We start from the raw sequence: 21467 nt of genomic DNA on the forward strand, positions 1-21467 counted from the left end.
TCGCCGGCGGGAAGGATAGGGGAATTGGCCGCCAGTGCCCAGGCGTGGCTGCCCGGTTGGCACGCGGCAGGCCGCTGCGGCGACGGCCGGCGGCTGGCAAGGGGCGCCTGGCGGCGAAGCTGCGGCAATGAATTGGGGCGGTGAAAATCCTTCACTCGTCGGGGCTTTGCTATCAACATGTCGGCCCTGCGAACGCGTGAGGGTCTCTCCATGAAGAAGCTGTTGATCATCGGCATCGGTGCCGGCAACCCCGAATACATCACCATCCAGGCCATCAACGCGCTCAACCAGGCTGACGTCTTCTTCATCCTGGACAAGGGCATCAGCAAGGAAAAGCTCATCCACCTGCGCCGGGAAATCTGCGAACGCTACATCAAGGACCGCGACTACCGCTTCGTTGAGGCGGGCAGCCCGGAGCGCGAACGCGGCGGTGACTACGGCGTGGCGGTCAAGGACCTGAACCTGGCCAAGCAGCAGGTGTTCGAGCGCCTGATCGGCGACCTCGGCGAGGACGAATGCGGGGCCTTCCTGGTCTGGGGCGATCCGGCCCTGTACGACAGCACCATCCGCATCCTCGAGGCCATCCTGCGGGACGGCCGGCATGCCTTCGAATACGAGGTCATCCCCGGCATCAGCAGCGTCCAGGCGCTGGCCGCGCGCCACAAGGTGCCGCTGAACCGCATCGGCGGGACCATCGAAATCACCACCGGGCGGCGCCTGGCCGAGGGCTTCCCGGCGCATGCCGATAGCGTGGTGGTGATGCTCGACGCCGAGGACACCTACCGACGCCTGAACGCGCCGGACCTCGACATCTACTGGGGGGCCTACGTCGGCACGCCGGACGAGATACTGGTGGCCGGCAAGCTCAAGGACGTGGCCGAGGACATCGCCCGGGTGCGCCAGGCGGCGCGTGAGGCCAACGGCTGGATCATGGACACCTACCTGCTGCGGCGCGGGGGCGAAGGCGATGCGTGACGCCCCGCTCGCGCAGCCCTACACGTACTGCGCGGCGGCGTAGCCGGAGGCCCAGGCCCACTGGAAGTTGAAGCCGCCCAGGTGGCCGCTGACGTCCAGCACCTCGCCGACGAAGTAGAGCCCGGGGGACTTCAGCGATTCCAGGGTCTTGGATGACACCTCGCGGGTGTCCACCCCGCCCAGGGTGACCTCCGCCGTGCGGTAGCCCTCGGTGCCCGCCGGCACCAGTTGCCAGTTGCCCAGGCGCTCGGCGATGGCCTTCAGCTCGCCGGGGCTGTACTGCTTCATCGGTTTGGAAGTGAACCACTGCTCGGCCAGCAGCCCGGCCATCTTCTTGGTGAACAGCTCGGCCAGCAGCGTCTTCAACTCGCTGTTGGGCCGCTCGCGCTGCTGCTCGGCCAGCCAGGTTGGCAGGTCGAGGGCGGGCAGCAGGTCGATGCTGACGACATCGCCGGGCTGCCAGTAGGAGGAGATCTGCAGGATCGCCGGCCCGCTTAGCCCGCGGTGGGTGAAGAGGATGTTCTCGACGAAGCTCTGCCCGTTGCAGCTGACCCGGCAGTCTTCCACCGAGGTGCCGGACAGGGCTTCGCACAGGGCCTTCAACTGCGGATCGGTGACGGTGAACGGCACCAGCCCGGCGCGGGTGGGCAGCACCGTATGGCCGAACTGGCGTGCCACCTGGTAACCGAAGCCGGTGGCGCCCAGGGTGGGGATGGACAGCCCGCCGGTGGCGATGACCAGGGATTCGCACTGGGCGGGGCCCTGGCTGGTCTCCAGGCGATAGCCCCCTTCGTGGCGGCTGATCTCGCTGACCGAGGTGTTCAGGCGCAGGTCCACGCCCGCTTGCTCGCACTCCTCCAGCAGCAGTCCGAGGATGTCGCTGGACTTGTGGTCGCAGAACAGCTGGCCGAGCTTTTTCTCGTGGTAGGGCACGCCGTGCTTGGCCACCAGGGCGATGAAGTCCCATTGGGTGAAGCGTGCCAGGGCGGACTTGCAGAAGTGCGGGTTGTGGGAGAGGAAGTTCGCCGGCTCGCAATACAGGTTGGTGAAATTGCAGCGGCCGCCCCCGGACATGAGGATCTTCTTCCCGGCCTTGTTGGCGTGGTCCAGCAGCAGTACGCGGCGTCCGCGCGCGGCGGCGCTCATGGCGCACATCAGCCCGGCGGCACCGGCGCCAATGATGATGACCTGGGGGGATAGCACGGTGAGGACCTCGTGAGCGTGGCGTCTGGCGGCGGAAAGCGGCGCATCTTACCCGATCCATGTGGGGCGCCGCGTCCGGGCCGTCCGATGGGCGTTTGGGTCGTCGGTGCTCCCTAAGGCTGCCGAGTGAACCCGTCGCGCTGATGGGCCGGGCAGCGCAGTCCCGGAATGCGGGCAATAAAAAAGCCGGCTTGTGGCCGGCTTTCCTTGAGAGGTCGGGGCTTACTTCTGGTAAGCCGCAACCGCTTTAGTGATTTCTGCGCGGGCGGCGTCGGCGTTGCCCCAGCCTTCAACCTTCACCCACTTGCCTTTTTCGAGGTCCTTGTAGTTCTCGAAGAAGTGCTTGATCTGCTCCAGCAGCAGGGCCGGCAGGTCGGTGTATTCCTTCACGTCCACGTACAGCTGGGACAGCTTGTCGTGGGGAACGGCGAGCAGCTTGGCGTCGCCGCCGGCTTCGTCGGTCATGTGCAGGACGCCGACCGGACGGGCGCGGATGACCGAGCCCGGTGCGACCGGGTAGGGGGTCACGACCAGCACGTCCAGCGGGTCGCCGTCGTCAGCCAGGGTGTTGGGGATGTAGCCGTAGTTGGCCGGGTAGAACATCGGGGTGGCCATGAAGCGGTCGACGAACAGGCAATCGCTGTCCTTGTCGATTTCGTATTTGATCGGCGCATGGTTGGCCGGGATTTCGATCGCGACGTAGATGTCGTTCGGCAGGTCTTTGCCAGCCGGGATCTTGCTGTAGCTCATGGTCGACTCCCTGGAATGGGCCAAAAAAAGTGGGCGGATTATATGCACATTCAGGGGGCGTTGCTACGCCGCCGTGCTCATCCGTTGGTCGTGTCCCGGTAGGCCGGATCCTCGGCCTGGAGGCGGGCCAGTCGGGCGCCCGGGTCCTGCCGGTAGAACAGCCGCAATTGCGCGTAGACCCCGGGGTAGGCGGCCTGAAGCAGGTCGGGGGCGGTGAAGAAGTATTCGCTGGTGACGGCGAAGAACTCCGCCGGGTCTTCGGCGGCGTAGGGATCGATGGGCAGCTCGGCGTTCTCGTCTTCGTCCAGGCGGGCGTTGAGTTCGTCGTAGACGCTCTGCATTGCTTCGGCCCAGTCCGACTGGCGCATGTCGCGGTGCAGTGGCGGCAGGCCGTTGGCGTCGCCGTTGAGCATGTCCAGCTTGTGGGCCAGTTCGTGGATCACCAGGTTGTAGCCTTCCCAGCCGCCGCTGGCCTGGATGCCCGGCCAGGCCAGGACCACCGGCCCCTGGTGCCAGGCTTCGCCACTGCGCTCGTCGTCCCATTCGTGGACCACGCCGGCGCTGTCGCGGTGGCGCTGGGGGCTGACGAAGTCGTCGGGGTAGATCACCAGCTCGTGGAAGCCCTGGTACCAGCCCAGCTCCTCCAGGTGCAGCAGCGGCAGCTGGGCCTGGGCCGCCAGCAGCAGGCGTTCGCGGGCGTCGAGCTGCAGGTCGCCCAGCAGGCTCAGGTGCTTCTCGGCGAGGAACAGCACGCTGCGTTCCCGCAGCCGGGCGTCTTCCTCCGCGTCCAGGCCATCGAGGATCGGCAGCGCCTGGCGCACCTCGGCCCAGAGGGTGTCGTCCACCGGGTGGCGGGCCAGGATGCGGCGGCGCCGCCAGTCGCGGAAGAAGCCCATGGGGTGGCGGTCAGTTGTGCGGGGCGTCGCTGGCTTCGGCCGGGCGCAGGCGACGGTGCAGGAAGCCGATGATCATCGGCAGCAGCGACAGCAGGATGATGCCGATCACCAGCAGCGAGAGGTTCTGCTTGATGAAGGGCACGTTGCCGAAGAAGTAGCCCAGGGTCACCAGGCCGCCGACCCAGAGGATGCTGCCGGCGACGCTGAAGGCCACGAAGCGGCCGTAGGGCATGCGCCCGACGCCGGCGACGAAGGGCGCGAAGGTGCGCACGATGGGCAGGAAGCGCGCCAGGGTCACGGTCTTGCCGCCGTGGCGGTCGTAGAACTCGTGGGTGCGCTCCAGGTAGTCGCGGCGGAAGATCTTCGAGTTCGGCCGGCTGAACAGGCGCTCGCCCGTGGTGCGGCCGATCAGGTAGTTGGTGCTGTCGCCGAGGATGGCGGCGCTCATCAGCAGCAGCGCCAGCAGGACCGGGTCCATGGCGCCGTTGGCGCACACCGCGCCGGCGATGAACAGCAGGGAGTCGCCCGGCAGGAAGGGCGTCACCACCAGGCCCGTCTCGCAGAAGATGACCAGGAAGAGGATGGCGTAGATCCAGGTGCCGTAGTTGGTGACCAGCAGGTTCAGGTACTGGTCCAGGTGCAGGACCAGGTCGATCGGGTTGAATTCCATGGGGCGCCTTGAACGGGAAAACGGAGGCGGCCGGTGGCCGGGCGAGCGGCATTATAGGGGCAAGGTACGGAGAAGCGGCGAGCTTCCGTCGTGGGTTTTCCGGCATGAAGGCTGCAACTGTTTCCATTGTTTTCCACCAATGGAGGCCCGCCCATGGCGCTGCAGCTGCTGGAACACCCTGCCCTGAGCCTGGCCCAGGGCCACGGGCCGGACCTGCCCCAGCAGGCCGCCCGCGCCCGGGCGGCCTGGGTGGCCGGGCATCGGGGGCGGCCGCCGTCGCTGATGCTGGTGCTGCTCTGGGCCCGCCAGTGCCCCGATGTGGTGCAGGTGCTGGACCACCACCTGGACGCCCTGTTCGCCGACTACGCCTGCACCCCGGAGGGCTGGAGCGAGGTGCAGGCCGCCCGCCAGGTGCTGGCGGCGCTCAACCTGCGGCTCTACAAGCACGGCCAGGCCGGCGCACGCCTGCCCGAGCTGAGCGCCGGCCTGGTGCTGGCGCAGGACGGCCAGCTGCATTTCCTCCAGGCCGGTGCCGTGGGCCTGGCGCGGGTCCATCGCGGCGTGCTGGAGCAACTGCCCGGCCACGAGGGCGGACTGGGTGCCCAGCCCGAGCTGGCGGTGGTGCAGCACAGCCTGCCGCTGCGCATGGGCGAGCCGTTGTTGTTGGCACCACAGCCCTTGCTGCAGGTGGCCGACCTGCAGCGCTTCCAGGCCGATTGCGCCGAACTCGCCCCCGGGCGCCTGGGGGAGGTGCTCGAACCGCTGCTGGCGGCCCCCGGTGCGGCGGCCGTGCTGCTGCCCGGTGCCGCCGACCAGTTGCCGGCGCCCACTCCGGGCAACAGTTGGCCGGCGGTGCTGGATGCCGCGCCCGGCCTGCAGGTGGACGGCTGGACGCTCCAGGCCGCCTGCGCCTACGGGCCGCCCGGCCGGCTGTTCCGCGCCCGGGACGACATCGGGCGCGAGGCCCTGCTGTGGCTGGCCGAAGGCCCGGCCGACGAAGCCTTCTGGCAGCGCGAGTGGGTGCTGCGGCGCAGCCCGGTGGCCAGCCTGCCCCAGGTGCTGTCGCCCCACCGGCCGCGCCGGCATGCCTTTCTCCTGTTCGAGCCACCCCCTTCCGGCGTGCGCAGCCTGGCGGACTGGATCGGCAGCCAGGGGCCGTTGCCGCCTGCGACCCTGGTCGCCCTGCTGTGCCAGCTGATCGAAGCGGTGCGGGCCTTGCAGCGGCGCGGCATGCAGGGCCTGTGGCTGAACCCCCGGCAGATCCTGGTGGGGGACGACGGCCGGGTGCTGCTGTTGCCGGAGTTCGCCGCGATCCTCCCCGGCGTGCAGCGCCAATCGGCACCGGCCCAGGCCGTGCCCCTGGCCCCGGAACTGCGCCATGGGCGGGCGGCGGACGGCTCGGCCGACCAGTTCGCCCTGGCCGCGCTGTGCTACTGGATGCTCAGCGGGCAATGGCCCGAAGTGGCGCGCCCCGAGGGTGGGCAGGCCAGCCGCTATGTGCCGTTGGCGAGCTTTCGCAGCGGGCTGCCGGAGGGCTGGGACGGTGTGCTGGCGCGGGCCCTGGCACCCCAGGCGCGGGCGCGCTTCGAGGCGCTTTCGGAGTTCCAGCTGGCCCTGGAACGGGCCCTGCAGGCCGCGCGCCAGGCCCCCACGCCGCGCGACGGGCGCAAGGTGCGCCTGGCGCTGGCGGGGTTGCTGGCGGTGCCGGTGGTGATCGGGTTGTGGTGGGGGCTGGGCCTGTGAGGAACGGGCTCAGTCACCGATGGGCAGGATGTAGTTCTTGAACTGGCTGTCCTCGCGGAAGCCGATGGACTCGTAGACCTTCTGCGCCACTTCGTTGCCGACGCTGGTGGACACCCGCAGGCGCACGGCGTTGGTTTCCTTGGCCATCTTCTTCGCGGTCTGCAGCAGGCGGTCGGCCACCAGCTGGCGACGGGCGTCCTCGGCGACATAGATGTCGTTGAGGATCCACACGCGCTTGAGCGACAGCGAGGAGAAGCTCGGGTAGAGCTGGCAGAAGCCCAGCAGCTTGTCCTCGTCATCGGCCAGGGCCAGGTAGATGACCGATTCCTTGCGCTTGAGGCGGGTCTCCAGGAACTTGCGCGAGGAGTCCGGGAAGGGCAGCTCGCCGTAGAACTCGCGGTACTTCACGAACATCGGGCTCAGCAGGTCCAGATGCTCCAGGGTGGCTTGGACGATGCGCATGGGAAGACCTCGGCGTCGGTAGGGATACGGGAACGGAATGCAGGTGCCATGCCAGCACCGTCCCGATGCTGCCTCAAAGTTTGTCCGCCGCGCAATCGCGGCAAAGCGGCCGGCTGCGCCACGTGGGGGGATCGAAACGCACCCGCTGCCGGTCCAACCCCGGGACGAGCCGATGCAAGGAGTTCCCCGTGGCAGAGCGATCCCTGGAACAGGTGGTGGATGAGGTGCTGGCGCGCATCGACGGGCCCATCCGCCTGGGCATTCCCCTCGGGCTGGGCAAGCCGGTGCGCTTCGTCAACGCCCTGTACCAGCGCATCAAGGCCATGCCCGAGCGTTCGCTGACGCTCTACACCGCGCTGTCCCTGGCCCGGCCCCGGCCGTCCGGGGAGCTGGAGCGGCGCTTCGCCGAGCCGTTCTTCGAGCGGGTGCTGGGGGATTGCCCCGAGCTGGACTACCTGGCCGACCTCGAACAGGGCACCTTGCCGGCGCACATCCGCATCGAGGAGTTCTACCTGCAGCCCGCCAGCCAGCTGGACAACCCCCGCGCCCAGCAGCACTACGTCAGCCTCAACTACAGCCATGTCGCCCGGGACCTGGCGCGCAAGCGGCTCAACCTGCTGGCCCAGCTGGTGGCCCGCGATCCCGCGCGGCCGGGGACGTTCAGCCTCAGCTGCAACCCGGACATCACCCTCGACCTGCTGCCCGACCTCGACGCCCGTCGCCAGCGCGGCGAGACCGTGCTCTGCGTGGCCCAGGTGCACGAGGCGCTGCCCTACATGCCGGGGGATGCCGAGGTGCCGGCGGCGACCTTCGACCTGGTGCTGGACGAGACCGAGCGCACGCCGCTGTTCTCCACCCCGAACATGCCCGTCAGCGCCCAGGACCACGCCATCGGCCTGCACGCCAGCACCCTGGTGCGTGACGGCGGCACCCTGCAGGTGGGCATCGGCGCCATGGCCGACGCCCTCACCGCCGCGCTGCTGGCCCGGCACCGGGACAACGCCGCCTACCGGGCGGTGCTCGACGCCCTGGACGTGCCGGGACGCTGGGACGGGCTGATCGACCGCGAGGGCGGCCTGGCGCCGTTCCACCAGGGCCTCTATGCCAACAGTGAAATGGTCCTGCCCGGGCTGCTGGACCTGCTGGAAGCCGGCATCCTCGCGCGCCGCGCCTACCCGGACCTGCGCCTGCAGCGCCTGGCGGATGCCGGCGTGCTGGACGCCGAAGGGCGCGTGGCCGACACCGAGGCGCTGCTGGTCGCCCTGCCGCCGCGCCTGGACGCCGACACCCTGGGCTGGGCCCGGGGCCACGGCCTGCTCGACAGCCGCCTGGCCCTCGACGGCGAGCACCTGCAACTGCCCGACGGCCGCCGGTTGCCGGCGGACCTCGAGGCGCCGGCGACCCGCGCCGCCCTGGTGGAGCACCTGGGAAGCGCCCGTGGTGGCGTGTGCATCCACGGCGGCTTCTTCCTCGGGCCCCGCGACTTCTACCGGCGTCTGGCCGCACTGGACGACGCCGGTCGGGCGTGCATCGCCATGACCGGCATCGGCTACGTCAACCGCCTGCTCGGCGACGAAGCCCTCAAGCGCCAGCAACGGCGTGACGCGCGCTTCATCAACAGCTGCTTCTGCGTGACGCTGCTGGGGGCCAGCGCCGCCGACCAACTGGAGGACGGCCGCGTGCTCAGCGGCGTCGGCGGGCAGTACGACTTCGTCGCCCAGGCCCATGAGCTGGACGGCGCCCGCTCCATCCTGATGCTGCGCAGCTGGCGCGAGTCCGGCGGCGAGGCCCATTCCAACATCCTCTGGGACTACGGCCACACCACCATCCCGCGCCACCTGCGGGACATCGTCGTCACCGAATACGGCATCGCCGACCTGCGCGGGCGCAACGATGCCGAGGTGGTGGAAGCCCTGCTGCGCATCAGCGACGCACGTTTCCAGGACGAGCTGATGGCCCAGGCCAAGGCGGCCGGCAAGTTGCCGTCGGATTTCGTGCTCGACCCGGCCTGTCGCGGCAACACGCCCTGGCGCCTGCACAGGGTGCAGGCCGATCACCCGCGGCTGTTCGCGGAGTACCCGCTGGGCTGCGATTTCACCCCCGTGGAGCAGGACCTGCTGCGGGCCCTGCGCTGGCTCGGCGCCCGGCTGCGCCTGGAGGACGCCCTCGACCTGGGCATGAGTGCGCTGTTCGAGGTCGCCTCGGCCGAGGCCTGCGCCGAACACCTCCGGCGCATGGGCCTGGAGAACCCCGAAGGGCTGCGCGAGCAGGCCTTGCAGCGCCTGTTGCTGGCCGGTCTGAAGGCCACTGCGCCCGGCTGAATCGGCGGGAAAGGTTCTGGCAGGGCACTGCGGCAATGCGCCACAAGGCCCGCGTTCCGTCATCCGGAACTTCGGTGCTAGAGTCGCCGCCCATGAAACCGACCCCACCCACCCGCTCGTTGATCGCCTGGATGCTCTACGCCTGCGTCCTGCTCAACGTGCTCGCCTGTGGCGTTCACCACGGGCAGGCGATGGGGCTGGAGCTGAGCGGCCTCGGCGGTGCCTTCTGCTCCGCCGACGGCGAATCGGGGCCAGGCTTCGGCGACCTGCCGGGCGAGCTGTCGCGGCTCGCCGGTGCCGGCTTCAACTGCCCGATGGGCTCGGCCATCACCCTTGGTGTCATCTTCTTCCTCGGCCTGTACTGGCTGCAGCGCCAGCGCGCAGTCCCGCGCCCGGTTCGCGAGCGCCGCTGTACGGCCCCGCCGCGAGAACGCTGGCCCTCGGCCAACCCCCGCGCCTCCCCCTGAGTTTCCGGCTCGTCCCCTGCGGCCCGCCTGCGCGTGGCCGTCGCGTCCTGCCGCCCGTGCATCCGTCCGGCGCGGCCTGATCCACCTGATCCGGAAAATCACGATGTCCCTTTCTGCCCGTTCCACCGACCGCCGCACCCCCTTCACCCTCGACCGCAGCCAGCTGCGCTGGCGCCAGGCCTTCGCCTTCGCAGCCGGCCTGGCCCTGTGCAGCGGCCTGCAGGCGGCCGAGCACGTCCACACCGCGCCCGCCGCCAAGGACAGCGACACCCAGGAGCTGCAGCCCACGGTCGTCACCGCCGTGCAGCAGAGCTCGCCGCTGACCGTGGTGGCCGACCCGAAGGACGCCCGCCAGCCCATTCCCGCCAGCGACGGCGCGGACTACCTGAAGACCATTCCCGGCTTCGCCGCCGTGCGCAACGGCGGCACCAACGGCGACCCGGTGCTGCGCGGCATGTTCGGCTCGCGCCTCAACCTGCTCACCAACGGCGGCCAGATGCTCGGCGCCTGCCCGGGCCGCATGGACGCCCCCAGCTCCTACATCTCGCCGGAAACCTTCGACCGCCTCACCGTCATCAAGGGCCCGCAGACCGTGCTCTGGGGCCCCGGCGCCTCCGCCGGCACCGTGCTCTTCGACCGTGAGCCGGAGCGCTTCGGCGAGCTGGGCAGCCGCGTCCACGCCAGCGTGCTGGCCGCCTCCAACGGGCGCTTCGACAAGGTGCTGGACGGTGCCGTGGGCAGCGAGCTGGGCTACCTGCGCTTCACCGGCAACCAGTCCCAGTCCGACGACTACGAGGACGGCAACGGCGACACCGTGCCCTCGCGCTGGCGCAAGTGGAACGGCGACGTGGCCCTGGGCTGGACCCCCGACGAAGACACCCTGGTGGAGCTGACCGCCGGCCGTGGCAACGGCGAGGCCCGCTACGCCGGGCGCGGCATGGACGGCAGCCAGTTCCTGCGGGAAAGCCTCGGCCTGCGCTTCGAGCGCAGCAACCTGGGCGGTGTGCTCGACAAGCTGGAGGCGCAGGTCTACTACAACTACGCCGACCACGTGATGGACAACTTCCGCCTGCGCAGCCCCAACCCCTCCAGCTCCATGCCCATGCCGATGGCCTCCCAGGTGGACCGCCGCACCCTCGGCGGGCGTGTCGCCGCCACTTTCAAGTGGAGCGAGGTGGAACTGGTGGCCGGCCTCGACGCCATGCGCAGCGAGCACCGCAAGCGCGCCTCGCGCTATTCGATGATGAGCGGCCAGTTCACCGACGCCGACCAGTTCCCCCGTGTGCGTGATGCGCTGATGCACAACTACGGCGCCTTCGGCGAGCTGACCTGGTACGCCGCCGACCGCAACCGGGTGATCACCGGCGCCCGCCTGGACCACGCCCAGGCCCTCGACGACCGCGCCACCGTGGGCCGCATGAACATGGCCAACCCCACCTACGGCAAGACCCGCTCCGACACCCTGCCCAGCGGCTTCATGCGTTACGAGTACGACCTGGCGGATGCCCCGGCCACCCTCTACGCCGGCCTCGGCCACGTGCAGCGCTTCCCCGACTACTGGGAGCTGTACTCCCCCGGCAGCGGCCCGGCCGGCTCGGTCAACGCCTTCGACGGCGTGAAGCCGGAGAAGACCACCCAGCTCGACTTTGGCGTGCAGTACAACGACGGCGACCTGGAAGCCTGGGCCTCCGGCTACATCGGCCAAGTGCGCGACTACATCCTGTTCACCTACACCCCGGGGATGATGGGCGCCACCTCCCGCGCCGATAACATCGACGCGCGCATCATGGGCGGCGAGCTGGGCGCGGCCTACCGCCTGGACGACAACTGGAAGGTGGATGGCACCCTGGCCTACGCCTGGGGCAAGAACAGCTCCGACGGCCGCGCGCTGCCGCAGATGCCGCCGCTGGAAGCACGCCTGGGGCTCACCTACGAGCAGGACGCCTGGAGTGCCGGTGCCCTGTGGCGCGTGGTGGCCGCGCAGAACCGCGTGGCGGAGAAGCAGGGCAACGTGGTCGGCCAGGACTTCGACAAGAGCGGCGGCTTCGGCGTGTTCTCCCTCAACGGCGCCTACCGCCTGACGTCCAACCTCAAGGTCAGCGCCGGGGTCGACAACCTCTTCGACAAAGCCTACTCCGAGCACCTCAACCGCGCCGGCGACGCCGGGTTCGGCTTCCCCGCCGACCCCGAGGCGATCAACGAGCCGGGTCGCACCCTGTGGACCAAGGTCGACTTCAGCTTCTGATCACCGGTCGATAGCGGGCCTGGCGGCCCTGTGGAAAGATCGGGCGGCGCCTCCAGGGCACCTCTGAATCGTTGGAGGTGCCCTCGCAGGGCGTTGCCAGGAGCTGCCATGACCCGCTTTCTGATCACCCTCGCGACCGTGCTGGTCGCCCTCTACCTGCTGCTCTGCGCCGGGCTCTACCTGTTCCAGCGCCAGCTGCTCTACGTGCCCCAGCCGCGCACCCTCGACGCGCCGGGCAGCACCCTCGAGCTCACCCGCCCCGAGGGGCCGCTGCAGGTCACGGTGCAGGCCCACGACGGGCCCCGGGCGCTGCTGTACTTCGGCGGCAATGCCGAGGACGTCTCCCTCAACCTCCCCGAACTGCGCCAGGCCTTCCCCGACCGCGCGCTGTACCTGATGCACTACCCGGGCTACGGCGGCAGCGCCGGCGAACCCTCCGAAGCGCTGATCGTGCGCGACGCCCTGGCCCTGTTCGACCAGGTGCAGGCCACGCACCCGCAAGTGGATGTGGTGGGGCGCAGCCTCGGCTCCGGCGTTGCCGTGCAGGTGGCCAGCGCCCGGCCGGTGAGGCGGCTGGTGCTGGTCACGCCCTACGACAGCATCGAGGCGGTGGCAGCGGAGCGCTTCCCCTGGGTGCCGGTGGGCTGGCTGCTGAAGGATCGCTACCGCTCGGTGGACCGGATCGGAGCCCTGCGGACGCCGAGCCTGCTGTTGGTGGCAGGGCAGGACCGGGTGATTCCCCCGGCCCACGCCGAACGCCTCGCCCGGCACTTCGCCCCCGGTGTGGCGCGGCTGGAGCCGCTGGAGGGTGTGGGGCACAACGACATCAGCCTGCACCCGCGCTACTGGGCGCTACTGCAGGAAGCCCTGCGTTGAGAAGGGGCCGGTGGAGGCGGCTCAGGCGTAGACGCTGATGCCGCCCTTGGCCTGCAGCCAGTCGCGGTAGGTTTCCAGGGACTGGGTCTGCTGGTTGCCGTTCACCCCGACGAAGGACAGGCCGCCGCCCAGGTTCTTGTCCAGCAGCTTCTGCACCTGGGTGAGCAGCTTGGCGGCGTCGTCGCGGTCGAGGCTGGAAACGTCGGGCAACTGCAGCTTGGCGCCGCCGCTGCCGTTGAGCCCGGCCTGGCTGGCCTGGCTGGCGTTGGTGATGACGTTGCCGGTGTCGCCGGCCATGGCATTCATCAGGCCGCCGCGGCCCTGGGCCACCAGGTTGGCGGCGAGCTTGCGCAGGTCGGCAATGGGGTCGGAGGGCGTCTGCGGCTTGTCGGTGGTGCCGGACGTGCCGCTGTTGCCGGCCTTGTTGCCGGCCAGCGAGGCGAGGTAGCCGGCCAGCGGCGAGTTGTTGTTGATGAGGGTCATGGGTGGATTCCCCGAATCTGCGGACACCGGCGTTCAGCATAAAGCGGGCCAGGTGGCTGCAAGCCAGGCGTGACAAGGGTTGGCGCGTATCCCGTGCCGATCGGGGCGGCGTCGGCTTGCCGGCGCCGGGCAAGGCCTTGCCGGGTTGGCCAAGGGCCAGCAACTGACGCCGGCCCCGGGAGCCCGTATCATCGCCGCCCTGTTTCACTGCCGATGGACCTGCTGGATGCTGTCTGCCGTCAAGCGCTACACCGCGTTGATCTCTGGAACCCTGGTGCGCTGCTTCCCGCGCACCACCGCCTACCTGCGTGCCGAACGCGAGGCCGCCGAAGCCGCCCAGGCCCTGGCCCGTGCCCAGGCGCAGCAGAAGAAGGCGCGCCCGCGCGGGCGCAACAAGAAGGCCAGCGAAGGCAAGGGCCGCCCCACCGCCCGCAAGTCCGCCCCCAAGGAACCTGGCGGGGCCCGCACGGCCGTCGAGGGCCCGAGCGTCTACCGCGCCGCCGCGTTGCCCCGGCGCAAGGGGGCCGAAGAGGCGATGCGCGCGCGGGTGGCCGAAGCCGTCGCGGCGGGTGTGGTGGCGGCGCCGTCCGACGAGCAGTGGGCGATGATCCTCGCCCGTGGGCCGCTGACGCGCATCTTCGCCGGCGCCGGCTCGGGCAAGTCCACCACCCTGTTGCTGCGGGTGGTCTACCTGCTGGCCCACCTGGGCATCGACCCGGCCAAGCTCACCGTCATCTCCTTCACCAACGCCTCCTGCGCCCAGCTGCGCGAGCAGTTGATGCGGGTGCTGGCGTTCTGGCAGGTGCCCTTCGACGCCACCCAGGCGCGCCAGTGCGTGCGCACCTTCCACTCGGCCATGGGCGTGCTGGCCAAGAGCGAAATGGGCGTGAGCTCCTGGTTCGAGCAACTGGACAGCCGCGATGCCGGCGACGAGCCGGACAACCCCTTGGCCGCCGGCCGCCTGAAGCCGGCCCAGCAGCGTCTGCTGCAGGAGGCCTATCACGCCTGCTACGCCGAGGACGTCGGCTTCCGCACGGCGGTCCACGCCCTGCTGGGCCTGGAGCCCGATGCGGTGCTGTCGAAGACCCCGGAAGGCCCCCTGCGCCTGGCCGGCGAGCTGGGGCCGATGGCCCTGCCGGAGGCGTTCCACGTGCAGGCCGGGTTCATCGAGAGCCTGGGGTTGCGGGTGGATGCATTGCAGCCGGACGCCCTGGCCTGCCCCCAGCGGGACCAGCAGTTCATCCGCGCGCTGCAACCCTTCTGGGCGCGCTTCCAGGCGCTGTTGCGCCAGCGCGGGCTAGCCACCTTCAACATGGCATTCTGCGAACTCACCGAGCGGCTGGAAAAGGGCGGGCTGAAGCTGCCCGCGCTGGTGCCGCTGACCCACCTGCTGATCGACGAGTTCCAGGACATCTCCCCGCAGATCGTCCGCTGGCTGCGGGCCGCCCACGAGCGCCTGGCGCAGGCCGGGGAAACCCCGAGCCTGATGGCCATCGGTGACGACTGGCAGTCCATCTACGGCTGGCGCGGCAGCTCGCCGGAGCTGTTCATGGACTTCGACCGCCACTTCGCCAAGGGCCGCGGCAAGAAGAGCGCGGTGCTGCGCCTGGAGACCAACTACCGCTCCATCGACGCCGTGGTGCGCGACGGCGAGGCGGTGCTGGGGGGCGTGGCCTTCAAGCAGGACAAGACCTGCCGTGCCGTGCGCGAGGCCCGGCCGGGCGACCATGGCGTGCGGCTGGTGCAGGGCTTCGAACTGCCCGGCGGCCTGCCGGCGCTGGTGGCCGAGCTGCAGGCCCAGTGCGCCCATGTGGCCGGCCTGGAGCGCGCCGAGCGCACGCCGGTGCTGCTGCTCGGCCGGCGCAATGACACCCTGCGCACGGTGCAGACGGCGCTGGAACCGGGGTTGCCGGTGAAGGCCCTGACCATCCACCGGGCCAAGGGCTTGCAGGCGGAGGTGGCGGTGATCGTCGACGACTGCCAGCCGCCGGAGTCCCACCCCCTGCGCAACGCGCTGTACGCCCACAGCGGATACTTCCGCAACAGCTACGACCAGGCCATGCGCGACGAGAACCTGCGCCTGGCCTACGTCGCCATCACCCGGGGCGTGAGCCGGGTGATCTGGTACTGCCGTCGCCCCCAGGGCGCCACCGCCGTGCTGGCCGCCCGCGCGCCGGATCTCTGAGTGCGTGAGCCTGATGGTGGCTCTGCTGGTGGGCTGAAGCCCACCCTACGGTTCAGGCCGTAGCCTGGGCTTCATCCCTGCCATGGATCGATGCGGTTCGCCGAGCTCACCGCATCCTACGGCCGGCTCCGTCCGTAGGATGGGCTGAGCTGTGCGAAGCCCATCGCTGGTCCAGGGATGCGCCGGGCGTTCCCGGAGGCGGCGGGGTCAGAACAGCGCGTCTTCGTCGCGGATCAGTACGCAGTGATGGCCGTGGTCGTCTTCGAAGGCTTCGTAGAGGAAGTACATCTCCACCAGGCCGTCCGGGCGGGTGAGGGCGACCTGGTCGCCGGGTTCGGGGGTGAAGTGCTGGCGGCTGGAAGCGGGGGCCAGGCATTCGATGCGGGCCTGGACGAACAGGGCCGGGTCGCTGCCGTCGAAGTAGGCCTCGCGGTCGGCTTCGCTCCAGTCGGCGGGGATGACGAAGGGGCCTTCGATCAGCACGCGGGCGTCGCCCAGGTCTTCTTCCTCGGCGTCTTCGTCCTCCTCGTCGGCACGGTAGAGGGTGGCGTCCAGCGCGGCGGCATCGTCGAGCACAGCCTGGCGGGCGGCGAAGCGGGCCTGCGGGTCGAGGGCGGCGGCCTGGCAGCGGGCGAGCCAGGACGGGTCGCTGGCGAGTTCGGGGGATGTGGACACGGCGGGTCTCCGCTGGAAGCTGGGAAAGCGCGCAGTTTCCGGGAGGCGGGCGATGCTGGCAATCGCGGCGTGGCGGTCAGCCGTGGCTGGGCTCGCCCGGGCCGATCAGCTCGGCCACCTTGGCCAGCACGGCGTGGATGTCGAAGGGCTTGTCGAACACGGCGGCGAACAGGTCGCCATGCTGGCGGCCGATGTTGCCCTGGGCGCCGCTCATGAGGATGACCGGCAGCTCGGCGTACTGGGGGCGCTCGCGGATGGCGCGGGCGAATTCCAGGCCGTCCATCACCGGCATCATGAAGTCGGTGATCACCAGGGACGGGCGCTCGCGGTCGAGCACGTCCAGGCCTTTGCGGCCGTTGCCGGCCTTGACCACCATGTAGCCCTCGTCCTCCAGTGCGTAGGCGAGGATGTCGGCAATCAGATACTCGTCGTCGACTACCAGGATCGTTGTCATCAGCGGTTGGCCGGTTGTGCGCCCATCAGACGCGTGTCGCGTTGCCGGAGAGTACGGAGGTCACCTGGCGGAAGTTCTTGTCCAGACGCAGTCCGCTCGATGTGAATTGCAGCTCCAGCAGGGCGGGGTCATACCCGCTGTCCCTCATCTTCAGAATGGCCAGTGAGCGCTTGAGTTCAGCATTCACTTCCACGAACCGCATCAACAGAAGGTTGTCCACGATGCTCGACAGCTCGGGTGCCGGGGCGTTGATGTCGGCGCTGTAGAGGTCGCGCATCTCCCAGGTGGCGACGATGGTCACGCCCATCGCCCGCAGCTGGCCCAGCAGGGCGCCGAAGAATTCCACCAGTCGCGCCTGGCTGCTGGCCACCCGGGCCATGCCGCCGAAGCTGTCGATGAACAGGCGCTTGATGCCCAGGCGCTGCACCTCGGCGATCAGGTGGCCGCCCAGGGCGTCGAGCAGGCCTTCGGTGGGCGGTTGCCAGGCCAGGTGCAGGACGCCGGCCTTCTCCAGCGCCTCCAGGTCGAAGCCCAGGGCGCGGGCCTTGAGGCGCAGGCGCGCGGGAGATTCGTAGAAGCCGAAGTGCAGGGCCGGCTCGTCGGCACTGGCCTGGCCGAGGAAGCCCAGGCCGAGGCAGGTCTTGCCGACGCCGGCGGGGCCCATGGCGAGGGTCACCGAGCCGACGGGCAGGCCGCCTTCGATCAGTGCGTCCAGGTCCGGCGTGCCGCTGGCGATGCGCCGGGGCGTGGCGTCCTCGGGCAGGGTCGGGCGGCTGTAGAGGGATTCCAGCCGCGGGTAGACCACCAGGCCGTTCTCGGTGATCTCGCACTCGTGCAGGCCGGACAGGGAACCGCTGCCGCGGGTCTTGCGCAGGTGGATGCGGCGCACCGAGCGGTTGCCCACCAGCTCCTCGCCCAGTTCGATGACGCCGTCGACCATGGTGTGCTCGGGGCTGCCGTCGTCGAGGCGGGCGCTGGTGAGGAAGAGCACGGTGCAGCCGGCGAAGGCGGCGTGGCCCTGCAGCTCGGAGATGAATTTCTTGGTGTCCATCGGCGTGTCCGCCTTGGAGCGGGCATTGAGCACGCCGTCGACGATCATCACCGTGGCTTTCTGCCGGCTGATCTCGCGGCGCAGCAGGCGCACCACTTCGTCGAGGCCTTCGTTCTCCAGGGTGTCGAAGGCGCTGACGAACTGGATCTCGTCACCGACCTTGGAGGCGTCGAAGAAGCTCAGGGTGGAGAGGAACTGGAACAGGCGCTCGTGGGTTTCCGCCAGGAGGGTGGCCACCAGTACACGGCCGCCATTGCGCACGTGGTTGAAGCCGATCTGGTTGGCGAGGATGGTCTTGCCCGAGCCGGGACGGCCCTGGACGATGTAGGACGCGCCGGCCACCAGGCCTCCCTTCAAAAGGGCGTCCAGTCCCTCGATCCCACTGTGGAGGCGTTCTAGCTGTTCCAAGTTCTGGCCTGCTTCTGTGCTGTTTTTCGCTCGATGGTGAGCCGCTTCGGCTCGCATGCCCCGCGTCCGGGGCGGTGGGATTCTACGCGCCGGGGCGCCTGCCAGCGATAGAGTCGTCCGCATCGTGCAAGTTCCGCCCATTTGCAGCGGCGCCGGGCTGCCAGGCCGGCAGGTAGAGGGCGAGGGTGGCGCCCTGGCCCGGCAGGCTTTCCACGCGCAGGCCGCCGCCTTGCTGGCGGGCGAAGCCCCAGGCCTGGCTGAGGCCCAGGCCGGTGCCTTCGCCGAGGGGCTTGGTGGTGAAGAAGGGCTCGAAGATGCGCGGCAGGAGGGCCTCGGGAATGCCGCTGCCCTCGTCGCTGACGCTGATGCGCACGAAGCTGCCGACGAGGTCGTCCCAGCTGCCGTCCAGGTAGCGGTTCTCGGCCCGCAGGACGATGGTGCCCTCGCCCGGGGGCATGGCGTCGCGGGCGTTGAACACCAGGTTGAGCAGGCTCATTTCCAGTTGGCCGAAATCCACCTCCACCGGGTGCAGGGGTGGGCGCACCTGCAGTTCCAGGGTCAGGTGGCGGGGCAGGGCCTGGATGAAGAACATCTGCGCGGTGTGCAGCAGCCCTTCGAGCTGCAGCACCTGCACCTGCTGTTCGCGGCGCCCGGCGAAGGCCTGCAGGTGCTGGGTCAGGTGGCGGCCGCGCAGGCCGGCCTCGTGGATGTGGCCGAGCAGTTCCTTGCGGCGGGTCTCGTCGGTGCTGCGCCCGGCCAGGGCGGAGGCGCTGAGGATGATGGTGAGCAGTTCGTTGAAGTCCTGCGCCAGGCCGCCGCTGAGCTGGCCGAGGGCTTCCAGCTTCTGGGCGTGGAACAGCTGCATGCGCTGTTCGTCCTGCAGCAGGTCGCGGGCATGGCGCTCGCTGAGGTCGCGGACCTGCAGCGCCAGGCCGAGGGGGGCGCCGTGCGCGGTGGGGATGAGGTCGAGCACCCGCTCGGCCCAGATCGGCGAGCCGTCGTGGCGGCGCATCCAGCCTTCCTCGCGGGCGTGGCCGTCGACCCGGGCGGCCTCGAGCCAGCGCGCCGGCACGCCGGCCTCGCGGTCCTCGTCGGTGAACAGGTCCGCCAGGGGGCGGCCCAGCGCGTCGCCGGGGGGATGGCCGAGCACCTGCTGGGCGCCACGGTTCCAGCTGCGCAGCACGCCGTCGGGGGTCAGCAGGCAGAGGGCGCAGTCGGTGACGGCGTCCACCAGGCGCGCGTAGTCGGGGTCAGCGGGATCGCCGGCATTGGGCGATGGGGAAGGCTCCATGGGCACCAGGCTCGTGTAAGGGCGGTGCAGTGTCAGACCGCCGCCACGGGCCGGTGTTCCAGCCCGGGCGCCGGGCCGGTGTCAGTCGCCGCCCAGCAGGAAGTTGCCGCGCGGGCCGCCTTCAGGGCCGTCCAGCACCGGCACGTCGGAGTCGTCCTTGAGGTTCACCCCGGAGAGCTGGCGGCGGCAGGCCTCGCGCATCAGGTGCAGCAGGCGATGGGCGGCCAGCCCGTAGGAGAGGCCTTCCAGGCGCACGTTGGAGATGCAGTTGCGGCTGGCGTCGGTGAGGCCGACACGGGGCGCCCAGGTGAAGTACAGGCCGAGGCTGTCCGGCGAGCTGAGGCCGGGCCGCTCGCCGATGAGGATCACCACCATGCGCGCCTTGAGCAGCTCGCCCACTTCGTCGGCCACGGCGACGCGGCCCTGTTCCACCAGGGTGATGGGGGCGAGGTGCCAGTTCTCGCTGGCGGCCTGGTCGAGGAAGCGCCGCAGGAAGGGCAGGGTGTGGCGCTGCACGGCGAGGGCGGAGAGGCCGTCGGCCACCACCACGGCCAGGTCGTAGCCCTCGGGATGTTTCGCGGCGTGTTCGCGCAGGCGCTCGGCGGAGGCGGCGTCCAGGCGCCGGCCGAGGTCGGGGCGTTGCAGGTAGGTGTGGCGGTCGGCGGCGGCGCTATGCAGGCGCAGGCTGGCGTGGCCGAGGCCCTCCAGCTCGGCGGCCAGGGCCGGGGTGTCCAGCGGCAGGTGCACGGCGTCGCGGGCCTGGGCGTGGGCGAACTGGAAGTCCAGCTGGGCCTGGGTGGGCAGGCTGGTGCCGGCGCGCCCGAGGGCGATGCGCGCCGGGGTGAGGGCGCGCAGGGCCTGCCAGGGGTTGGCGGTGGCGGGGCGTTTCGGGTCGGTCATCGGGCCTCTCCTCAGGCGATTTTCCCCAGGGCGTGGCGGAAGGCCGGCGGCAGCTGCTCGCCGAGGCGCACGCGGCCGTCCTGCTGGCTGGCGATGCCCATGCGTTCCAGCCAGGCCTCGAACTCGGGGGCGGGCTTGAGGCCCAGGCTCTGGCGGGCGTAGAGGGCGTCGTGGAAGGAGGTGGTCTGGTAGTTGAGCATCACGTCGTCGGAGCCGGGGATGCCCATGATGAAGTTGATGCCGGCGACCCCGAGCAGGGTCAGCAGCATGTCCATGTCGTCCTGGTCGGCTTCGGCGTGGTTGGTGTAGCAGATGTCGCAGCCCATGGGCACGCCGAGCAGCTTGCCGCAGAAGTGGTCCTCCAGGCCGGCGCGGATGATCTGCTTGCCGTTGTAGAGGTACTCCGGGCCGATGAAGCCGACCACGGTGTTGACCAGGAACGGGTCGAAGTGGCGGGCCACGGCGTAGGCGCGGGTCTCGCAGGTCTGCTGGTCGACGCCGTGGTGGGCGTTGGCCGAGAGGGCGCTGCCCTGGCCGGTCTCGAAGTACATGAGGTTGTTGCCGAGGGTGCCGCGCTTCTGCGACAGCCCGGCTTCGTAGCCCTCGCGGAGGATCTCCAGGCTGATGCCGAAGCTGCTGTTGGCCGCTTCGGTGCCGGCGATGGACTGGAACACCAGGTCCAGCGGCACGCCCTTCTCGATGGCCTGGATGGAGGTGGTGACGTGGGTCAGCACGCAGGCCTGGGTGGGGATCTCGTAGCGCTGGATGATGGCGTCGAGCATCTCCAGCAGGGCGCTGATGGAGGCGATGCTGTCGGTGGCCGGGTTGATGCCGATCATGGCGTCGCCGTTGCCGTAGAGCAGGCCGTCGAGGATGCTCGCGGCGATGCCGGCGGGGTCGTCGGTGGGGTGGTTCGGTTGCAGGCGGGTGGAGAGCCGGCCGCGCAGGCCCATGGTGTTGCGGAAGCGGGTGACCACGCGGATCTTCTGCGCCACCAGCACCAGGTCCTGCACGCGCATGATCTTCGACACGGCGGCGGCCATCTCCGGGGTCAGCCCCCGCGCCAGGTTGCGCAGGGCCGCCTCGTCGGCGGACTCGCCCAGCAGCCAGTCGCGGAAGTCGCCCACGGTGAGGTGGCTGACCGGGGCGAAGGCGGCCCGGTCGTGGGTGTCGAGGATCAGCCGGGTGACCTCGTCCTGCTCGTAGGGGATCAGCGCCTCGTCGAGGAAGCGCTTGAGCGGCACCTCGGCCAGGGTCATCTGCGCCGCCACGCGCTCGGCGTCGCTGCTGGCGGCGACGCCCGCCAGGCAGTCGCCGGAGCGGGCCGGGCTGGCCTTGGCCATCACCTCGCGAAGGCTGTCGAAGCGCCAGGTCTGGCCGCCGACACTGTGGGAGTAGCTTGCCATCTCGAT

At 70.1% G+C, this 21467-nt stretch carries 19 protein-coding genes; 7 read left to right on the forward strand and 12 right to left on the reverse strand.

Going from position 1 to position 21467, the window contains the following annotated elements; all coding sequences use genetic code 11:
* Nucleotides 1-210: 210 nt before the first annotated feature.
* Entirely contained in the window at nt 211-975 is a 765-nt protein-coding gene (cobF, locus tag RTK35_RS23925; RefSeq protein ID WP_044402414.1) for a precorrin-6A synthase (deacetylating), read from the forward strand.
* A gap of 18 nt (nt 976-993) precedes the next feature.
* On the opposite strand, the gene RTK35_RS23930 is transcribed toward cobF, so the two are convergent.
* The 4 genes from RTK35_RS23930 to RTK35_RS23945 all read right to left on the reverse strand — a co-directional run bounded on the left by RTK35_RS23930 (nt 994) and on the right by RTK35_RS23945 (nt 4494).
* On the reverse strand, nt 994-2178 hold the full coding sequence (locus RTK35_RS23930) for an NAD(P)/FAD-dependent oxidoreductase (RefSeq protein ID WP_069563120.1): 1185 nt from the start codon (nt 2176-2178) through the stop codon (nt 994-996).
* A gap of 222 nt (nt 2179-2400) precedes the next feature.
* On the reverse strand, nt 2401-2928 hold the full coding sequence (ppa, locus tag RTK35_RS23935) for an inorganic diphosphatase (RefSeq protein WP_044402408.1): 528 nt from the start codon (nt 2926-2928) through the stop codon (nt 2401-2403).
* A 77-nt stretch (nt 2929-3005) separates the two neighbouring features.
* Nucleotides 3006-3824, reverse strand: a complete 819-nt coding sequence (locus RTK35_RS23940; protein ID WP_316909167.1) for a zinc-dependent peptidase — start codon at nt 3822-3824, stop codon at nt 3006-3008.
* Between the two features lie 10 nt (nt 3825-3834).
* Nucleotides 3835-4494 carry a DedA family protein gene (locus RTK35_RS23945; protein WP_160482176.1) on the reverse strand — a complete coding sequence of 220 codons (660 nt, stop codon included), beginning with the start codon at nt 4492-4494 and terminating at the stop codon, nt 3835-3837.
* Between the two features lie 153 nt (nt 4495-4647).
* On the opposite strand from RTK35_RS23945, the gene RTK35_RS23950 reads away from it, so the two are divergent.
* The gene (locus RTK35_RS23950) at nt 4648-6237 is read left to right on the forward strand and encodes a protein kinase (protein WP_316909168.1); all 1590 of its coding nucleotides are present in this window, start codon (nt 4648-4650) and stop codon (nt 6235-6237) included.
* A gap of 9 nt (nt 6238-6246) precedes the next feature.
* On the opposite strand, the gene RTK35_RS23955 is transcribed toward RTK35_RS23950, so the two are convergent.
* On the reverse strand, nt 6247-6699 hold the full coding sequence (locus RTK35_RS23955; protein WP_044402397.1) for a GNAT family N-acetyltransferase: 453 nt from the start codon (nt 6697-6699) through the stop codon (nt 6247-6249).
* Between the two features lie 188 nt (nt 6700-6887).
* On the opposite strand from RTK35_RS23955, the gene RTK35_RS23960 reads away from it, so the two are divergent.
* The 4 genes from RTK35_RS23960 (at nt 6888) to RTK35_RS23975 (ending at nt 12608) form a co-directional block, all read left to right on the forward strand.
* Nucleotides 6888-9020, forward strand: coding sequence for an acetyl-CoA hydrolase/transferase C-terminal domain-containing protein (locus tag RTK35_RS23960; protein WP_316909169.1), 2133 nt, complete (start codon nt 6888-6890; stop codon nt 9018-9020).
* A gap of 92 nt (nt 9021-9112) precedes the next feature.
* On the forward strand, nt 9113-9487 hold the full coding sequence (locus RTK35_RS23965) for a DUF2946 family protein (RefSeq protein WP_316909170.1): 375 nt from the start codon (nt 9113-9115) through the stop codon (nt 9485-9487).
* A gap of 103 nt (nt 9488-9590) precedes the next feature.
* Nucleotides 9591-11732 carry a TonB-dependent copper receptor gene (locus tag RTK35_RS23970; protein ID WP_316909171.1) on the forward strand — a complete coding sequence of 714 codons (2142 nt, stop codon included), beginning with the start codon at nt 9591-9593 and terminating at the stop codon, nt 11730-11732.
* Between the two features lie 108 nt (nt 11733-11840).
* On the forward strand, nt 11841-12608 hold the full coding sequence (locus RTK35_RS23975; protein WP_316909172.1) for an alpha/beta fold hydrolase: 768 nt from the start codon (nt 11841-11843) through the stop codon (nt 12606-12608).
* A 21-nt stretch (nt 12609-12629) separates the two neighbouring features.
* Here the strand turns inward: RTK35_RS23975 and RTK35_RS23980 are convergent, their stop codons facing one another.
* Complete coding sequence (locus RTK35_RS23980) at nt 12630-13091, reverse strand: hypothetical protein (RefSeq protein ID WP_316909173.1); 462 nt, start codon at nt 13089-13091, stop codon at nt 12630-12632.
* Nucleotides 13092-13317: 226 nt separating this feature from the next.
* Between RTK35_RS23980 and RTK35_RS23985 the strand changes: the two genes are divergently transcribed.
* Nucleotides 13318-15276 carry a DEAD/DEAH box helicase gene (locus tag RTK35_RS23985; protein WP_316909174.1) on the forward strand — a complete coding sequence of 653 codons (1959 nt, stop codon included), beginning with the start codon at nt 13318-13320 and terminating at the stop codon, nt 15274-15276.
* Between the two features lie 207 nt (nt 15277-15483).
* On the opposite strand, the gene RTK35_RS23990 is transcribed toward RTK35_RS23985, so the two are convergent.
* From RTK35_RS23990 to RTK35_RS24015, 6 genes are all read right to left on the reverse strand, one after another.
* A complete protein-coding gene (locus RTK35_RS23990; RefSeq protein WP_044402377.1) occupies nt 15484-15951 on the reverse strand; it encodes a hypothetical protein in 468 nt (155 codons plus the stop codon).
* A 76-nt stretch (nt 15952-16027) separates the two neighbouring features.
* A complete protein-coding gene (locus RTK35_RS23995; protein WP_044402374.1) occupies nt 16028-16405 on the reverse strand; it encodes a response regulator in 378 nt (125 codons plus the stop codon).
* A gap of 25 nt (nt 16406-16430) precedes the next feature.
* Nucleotides 16431-17864: an ATPase domain-containing protein gene (locus RTK35_RS24000; protein WP_172432630.1), complete on the reverse strand. Its 1434-nt coding sequence runs from the start codon at nt 17862-17864 to the stop codon at nt 16431-16433.
* 82 nt (nt 17865-17946) lie between these two features.
* On the reverse strand, nt 17947-19155 hold the full coding sequence (locus RTK35_RS24005; protein WP_182851722.1) for a two-component system sensor histidine kinase NtrB: 1209 nt from the start codon (nt 19153-19155) through the stop codon (nt 17947-17949).
* A gap of 81 nt (nt 19156-19236) precedes the next feature.
* Nucleotides 19237-20055 carry an ethanolamine ammonia-lyase subunit EutC gene (gene eutC / locus RTK35_RS24010; protein ID WP_316909175.1) on the reverse strand — a complete coding sequence of 273 codons (819 nt, stop codon included), beginning with the start codon at nt 20053-20055 and terminating at the stop codon, nt 19237-19239.
* Nucleotides 20056-20066: 11 nt separating this feature from the next.
* A complete protein-coding gene (locus RTK35_RS24015; protein ID WP_044402363.1) occupies nt 20067-21461 on the reverse strand; it encodes an ethanolamine ammonia-lyase subunit EutB in 1395 nt (464 codons plus the stop codon).
* Nucleotides 21462-21467: the final 6 nt, after the last annotated feature.

The sequence above is a fragment of the Pseudomonas sp. zfem003 genome (genome assembly GCF_032621675.1).
GTDB classification, from domain to species: Bacteria; Pseudomonadota; Gammaproteobacteria; order Pseudomonadales; family Pseudomonadaceae; genus Metapseudomonas; species Metapseudomonas otitidis.

What these genes read in the sequence shown, in the direction of transcription:
- RTK35_RS23975 (WP_316909172.1), top strand. Translation starts at nt 11,841, where the DNA reads ATGACCCGCTTTCTGATCACCCTCGCGACCGTGCTGGTCGCCCTCTAC.
- RTK35_RS23970 (WP_316909171.1), top strand. Translation starts at nt 9,591, where the DNA reads ATGTCCCTTTCTGCCCGTTCCACCGACCGCCGCACCCCCTTCACCCTC.
- RTK35_RS24005 (WP_182851722.1), bottom strand. Translation starts at nt 19,155, where the DNA reads ATGGAGCCTTCCCCATCGCCCAATGCCGGCGATCCCGCTGACCCCGAC.
- RTK35_RS23955 (WP_044402397.1), bottom strand. Translation starts at nt 6,699, where the DNA reads ATGCGCATCGTCCAAGCCACCCTGGAGCATCTGGACCTGCTGAGCCCG.
- RTK35_RS23985 (WP_316909174.1), top strand. Translation starts at nt 13,318, where the DNA reads ATGCTGTCTGCCGTCAAGCGCTACACCGCGTTGATCTCTGGAACCCTG.
- cobF (WP_044402414.1), top strand. Translation starts at nt 211, where the DNA reads ATGAAGAAGCTGTTGATCATCGGCATCGGTGCCGGCAACCCCGAATAC.
- RTK35_RS23940 (WP_316909167.1), bottom strand. Translation starts at nt 3,824, where the DNA reads ATGGGCTTCTTCCGCGACTGGCGGCGCCGCCGCATCCTGGCCCGCCAC.
- RTK35_RS23980 (WP_316909173.1), bottom strand. Translation starts at nt 13,091, where the DNA reads ATGACCCTCATCAACAACAACTCGCCGCTGGCCGGCTACCTCGCCTCG.
- RTK35_RS23965 (WP_316909170.1), top strand. Translation starts at nt 9,113, where the DNA reads ATGAAACCGACCCCACCCACCCGCTCGTTGATCGCCTGGATGCTCTAC.
- eutC (WP_316909175.1), bottom strand. Translation starts at nt 20,055, where the DNA reads ATGACCGACCCGAAACGCCCCGCCACCGCCAACCCCTGGCAGGCCCTG.
- RTK35_RS24015 (WP_044402363.1), bottom strand. Translation starts at nt 21,461, where the DNA reads ATGGCAAGCTACTCCCACAGTGTCGGCGGCCAGACCTGGCGCTTCGAC.
- RTK35_RS23945 (WP_160482176.1), bottom strand. Translation starts at nt 4,494, where the DNA reads ATGGAATTCAACCCGATCGACCTGGTCCTGCACCTGGACCAGTACCTG.
- RTK35_RS23995 (WP_044402374.1), bottom strand. Translation starts at nt 16,405, where the DNA reads ATGACAACGATCCTGGTAGTCGACGACGAGTATCTGATTGCCGACATC.
- RTK35_RS23950 (WP_316909168.1), top strand. Translation starts at nt 4,648, where the DNA reads ATGGCGCTGCAGCTGCTGGAACACCCTGCCCTGAGCCTGGCCCAGGGC.
- ppa (WP_044402408.1), bottom strand. Translation starts at nt 2,928, where the DNA reads ATGAGCTACAGCAAGATCCCGGCTGGCAAAGACCTGCCGAACGACATC.